The sequence below is a fragment of the Streptomyces sp. NPDC030222 genome, from assembly GCF_055573115.1.
Genome location: NZ_JBVICA010000055.1, coordinates 1 through 4630 on the forward strand (window position 1 = coordinate 1; position 4630 = coordinate 4630).

Below are 4630 nucleotides of genomic sequence, written 5' to 3' on the forward strand. Positions count from 1 at the left end.
TGGCGTCGGCGGAGTTCTGGGTGCGGCACGTTCGTGAGGCGGTCCGTTTCCTCGATGGTGTCCGGGCCCTGGAAGCCGCCGGTGTGAGGACGTATGTCGAGCTCGGCCCGGACGGTGTCCTTTCCGCGATGGCGCAGGCATGCCTGACCGACGACACCGACCCCGCCGCCTTCACGCCGACCCTCCGCAAGGGACACTCCGAGGCGGAAACCGTCACCACGGCTCTTGCCCAGGCCCACGTCCGAGGCATCACCGTCGACTGGCAGGCGTTCCACGCCGACACCGGGGCCGAGCACGTCGACCTGCCCACGTACGCCTTCCAGCGCGAGCACTACTGGCTGGACGCCGGGACCCTCGGTGGGGACATGACCACGGTCGGTCTTCGGTCCGCCGACCATCCGCTGCTCGGTGCCTCGGTGTCGCTGGCGGACGCGGACGGGCTGCTGCTCACCGGACGTCTGTCGTCGGCCACTCACCCGTGGCTCGCGGACCACTCGGTGATGGGTTCCGTCCTGCTGCCGGGGACGGCTTTCGTCGAGCTGGCTCTGCGGGCGGGCGAGCAGCTGGGCTGCGACCTGGTCGACGATCTCACTGTCGCCGCGCCGCTGGTGCTGCCGGACGACGGTGGGGTCGAGCTTCAGATAGTGGTCGGGGCGCCCGACGAGTCGGGCCGTCGGTCCGTGGTGTTCCACTCCCGTGACGACCGCGCGACGGATGACGAGCCGTGGACGCGGAACGCAACGGCAGTCCTGGCCGAAGGGGCCGACGAGCCACCGGCGTTCGACCTGGCGGTCTGGCCGCCGGCCGGCGCGGAGGCCGTCCCGGTGGAGGGGTTGTACGAGGGGCTCGCGGACTCCGGCTTCGGTTACGGGCCGGTGTTCCAGGGCCTGCGTGCTGCCTGGCGGCGGAACGACGAGGTGTTCGCGGAGGTCAGCCTCGGAGCCGAAGCCGAGCCGGATGCCGAGCAGTTCACGATCCATCCCGCGCTCCTCGACGCCGCCCTCCACGCCATCAACCTCGGCCCGCTCGTCGAGGACACCGGAGACGGCAGGCTGCCCTTCTCCTGGTCCGGCGTGTCGGTCCACTCGACCGGAGCCGACTCCCTGCGCGTACGGCTTTCCCGTGCCGGCCGCGACGCGGTACGCCTGGAGATCGCCGATGCCGACGGCGAGCCCGTCGCCTCCGTGCACAGCCTCGCGCTGCGCGCCTTCTCACCCGAGAGGCTCGGACGGCGGACCGGTGGCCACGGCGATTCCCTGTTCCGGGTGGAATGGGCGGAGTCGGCGTCGGGCACGTCCTTCGAAGACTGGCTGATGCTGGGCGAGGGCTCGCAGGTCCTGGCGGATCTCGCCGGCCTGGGCATGGCCGTCGCGGAGGGCGGTGAGATTCCGTCGGCGCTGGTGGTGCCGTGCTTCGATGCGGTCGCCGAGGATGTGCCGGCTGCGGTGCACGCGGAGACGCGTCGTGCTCTGGTGCTGCTCCAGGAGTGGCTGTCGGACGAGCGGTTCACGGATTCCCGTCTGGTGTTCCTGACGCGGGGTGCAGTGGCTGCGGTTCCGGGTGAGGATGTTGCGGGCCTGCCGCAGGCCGGTGTCTGGGGTCTGGTGCGTTCGGCTCAGTCGGAGAATCCGGGGCGGTTCGTGCTGGTCGATGTCGATGTGGACGCGGAGGGTGGCGTTGCCGCTGGTGTGTCGGCCGCGCTGGCTTCGGGTGAGTCCGAGGTGGTGGTGCGGGGTGGCTCGGTGCTGGTTCCGAGGCTGGTACGTGCGTCGGTGCCCGCGGAGGAGTCCGCGGAGTGGCCGGCTGATGGCACGGTGTTGGTGACGGGTGCGAGTGGTTCGCTGGGTGGGCTGTTTGCGCGTCATCTGGTTGTCGAGCACGGTGTGCGGCGTCTGTTGCTGGTGAGTCGTCGTGGTGAGGGTGCCGAGGGTGCTGTCGGGTTGTCGGCGGAGCTGTCGGGTCTGGGTGCGGAGGTGTCGTGGGCGGCGTGTGATGTGGCCGACCGTGATGCGCTGGCGGCTGTTCTTGCGGGGATTCCGGCCGAGTACCCGCTGACGGCGGTGGTTCACACGGCCGGAGTGCTGGACGACGGCGTGGTCGGTTCACTGACTGCCGGGCGTCTGTCGGCGGTGCTGCGTCCGAAGGTGGATGCGGCGTGGAACCTCCACGAGCTCACACGTGATCTCGGCCTGTCGGCGTTCGTGCTGTTCTCCTCTGCCGCCGGTGTGTTCGGCGGTGCCGGCCAGGCCAACTACGCGGCGGCCAACACGTTCCTGGACGCGTTGGCCGCACACCGCGGGGCGCTGGGTCTGGCCGGTACGTCGCTGGCGTGGGGCCTGTGGAACGGCGTCGGCGGCATGGGCGGCGGCCTGGACGACGGCGACCGCGACCGCATCAACCGTGGCGGTATCGGCGCCCTCACGCCGGAGACCGGCCTCGCCCTCTTCGACGCGGCCCGGCACACGACCCACCCGCTGCTCGTTCCGGTGAAGCTGGACCTGGCGGCGCTGCGGGCGCAGGCCGGCAGTGGCATGCTCCCGCCGCTGCTGTCCGGTCTGGTGCGCATGCCCGTGCGTCGTGCCGCCCAGGGCGGCACGTTCGTCCGCCGGCTCGCCGCGCTGGCGCGGGACGAGCAGCCGGACGCCGTGCTGGAGCTGGTCCGTGGCCAAGTGGCTGCGGTCCTGGGCTTCGCCGGGTCCGAAGCGGTCGACCCGGCACGGTCGTTCAACGAGGTCGGCTTCGACTCGCTGACGGCCGTCGAGCTCCGCAACAGGCTCGGCGCCGCCACCGGCGTCCGCCTGCCCGCCACCCTCGTCTTCGACTATCCGACCCCCGCCGCCCTCGCCGAGTACCTGTACACCGAACTGCTCGGCAGCCGGCAGACAGCGGCCGCGGCCCCGGTCTCCGCCACCGTCCATGACGACGAGCCGATCGCGATCGTGGCGATGGCCTGTCGTTTCCCCGGTGGCGTCCGGTCACCCGAGGACCTGTGGGGGCTCGTACTCGACGGCCGGGACGCGATCTCCGACATGCCGGACGACCGCGGCTGGGACATCGAGGGCCTGTTCGACCCCGATCCCGACCGTCCCGGCACCAGCTACAGCACTGCAGGCGGCTTCCTCCACGACGCCCACCACTTCGACCCGACGTTCTTCGGCATGTCCCCACGGGAGGCGCTGGCCACCGACCCTCAGCAACGGCTGCTGCTGGAGACCTCGTGGGAAGCCTTCGAACGAGCGGGCATCGACCCGGCGACCATGCGTGGCAGCCGTACGGGCGTCTTCGCCGGGGTCATGTACAACGACTACGGCACGCTGCTCCACCGCGCCCCGGAAGGCCTCGAGGGCTACATGGGCACGTCCAGCTCGGGCAGCGTCGCCTCGGGCCGTGTGTCCTACACCTTCGGGCTCGAAGGCCCGGCGGTCACCGTCGACACTGCCTGCTCGTCCTCCCTCGTCACCCTCCACCTGGCCGTACAGGCACTGCGCAACGGCGAGTGCGACCTCGCTCTCGCCGGCGGCGTGACGGTGATGGCCACACCCGGTACCTTCATCGCCTTCAGCCGCCAGCGCGGTCTGGCTACGGACGGCCGCTGCAAGCCGTTCGCGGCCGCGGCAGACGGCACCGCGTGGGGTGAAGGCGTCGGCATGCTGCTCGTCGAGCGACTGTCGGACGCCCGTGCCAAGGGGCACCCGGTGCTGGCCGTGGTCCGCGGTTCCGCGATCAACCAGGACGGTGCGAGCAACGGCCTGACCGCTCCCAACGGCCCCTCCCAGCAGAGGGTCATCCGGCAGGCCCTGGCCAACGCCGGTCTGACCACCGCCGACGTGGACGTCGTCGAGGCGCACGGCACGGGTACGACGCTCGGTGACCCGATCGAGGCGCAGGCGCTGCTGGCCACCTACGGTCAGGACCGCCCCGATGGCCGGCCGCTGCTGCTCGGCTCGATCAAGTCGAACATGGGCCACACGCAGGCCGCCGCCGGTGTCGCGGGCATCATCAAGATGGTCGAGGCGATGCGCCACGGAATCCTGCCCAGGAGCCTGCACGTGGACGAGCCGACCCCGCACGTGGACTGGGAGGACGGCGCCGTGTCGCTGCTCACGGAGTCCGTTGAGTGGCCGGAGACGGGCCGTCCGCGTCGGGCCGGTGTGTCGTCGTTCGGCATCGGCGGCACCAACGCCCACACGATCATCGAGCAGGCCCCGGACGAGGCGACTGTGACCGCCGACGATCGTGGTGCGACGCCGGTGCCCTCCGTGCTGCCGTACGCGCTGTCCGCCAAGTCGGAGGACGCTCTGCGCGACCAAGCGGGCCGCCTGCGGGCCCACCTGGAGGGCGCGCCCGATGCCGGAGCCGTCGATGTGGCCTACTCGCTGGCCACGCGCCGTGCCGCGTTCGACCACCGCGCGGTGGTCGTCGCCGGCGACCGGGAGGAGCTGCTGCGCGGCCTGGCCGCGCTGGAGAACGGCGACCTTGCCGCTCCCGGAGTCACGAGCGGCACCGTGAGCGCCGCAGGCGCCGGGAAGCTGGCCTTCCTGTTCACGGGGCAGGGCAGCCAGCGGTTGGGGATGGGCCGTGAGCTGTACGAGATGTACCCGGTGTTCGCGGCTGTGCTGGATGTCGTGTG

Annotated in this window: 1 protein-coding gene; it reads left to right on the plus strand. The window is 71.4% G+C overall.

The features are described from left to right. Nucleotides 1-4630 (plus strand): type I polyketide synthase (locus ACZ4Z5_RS33160; protein ID WP_468269966.1); only part of this gene is annotated, 4630 nt, incomplete at both ends.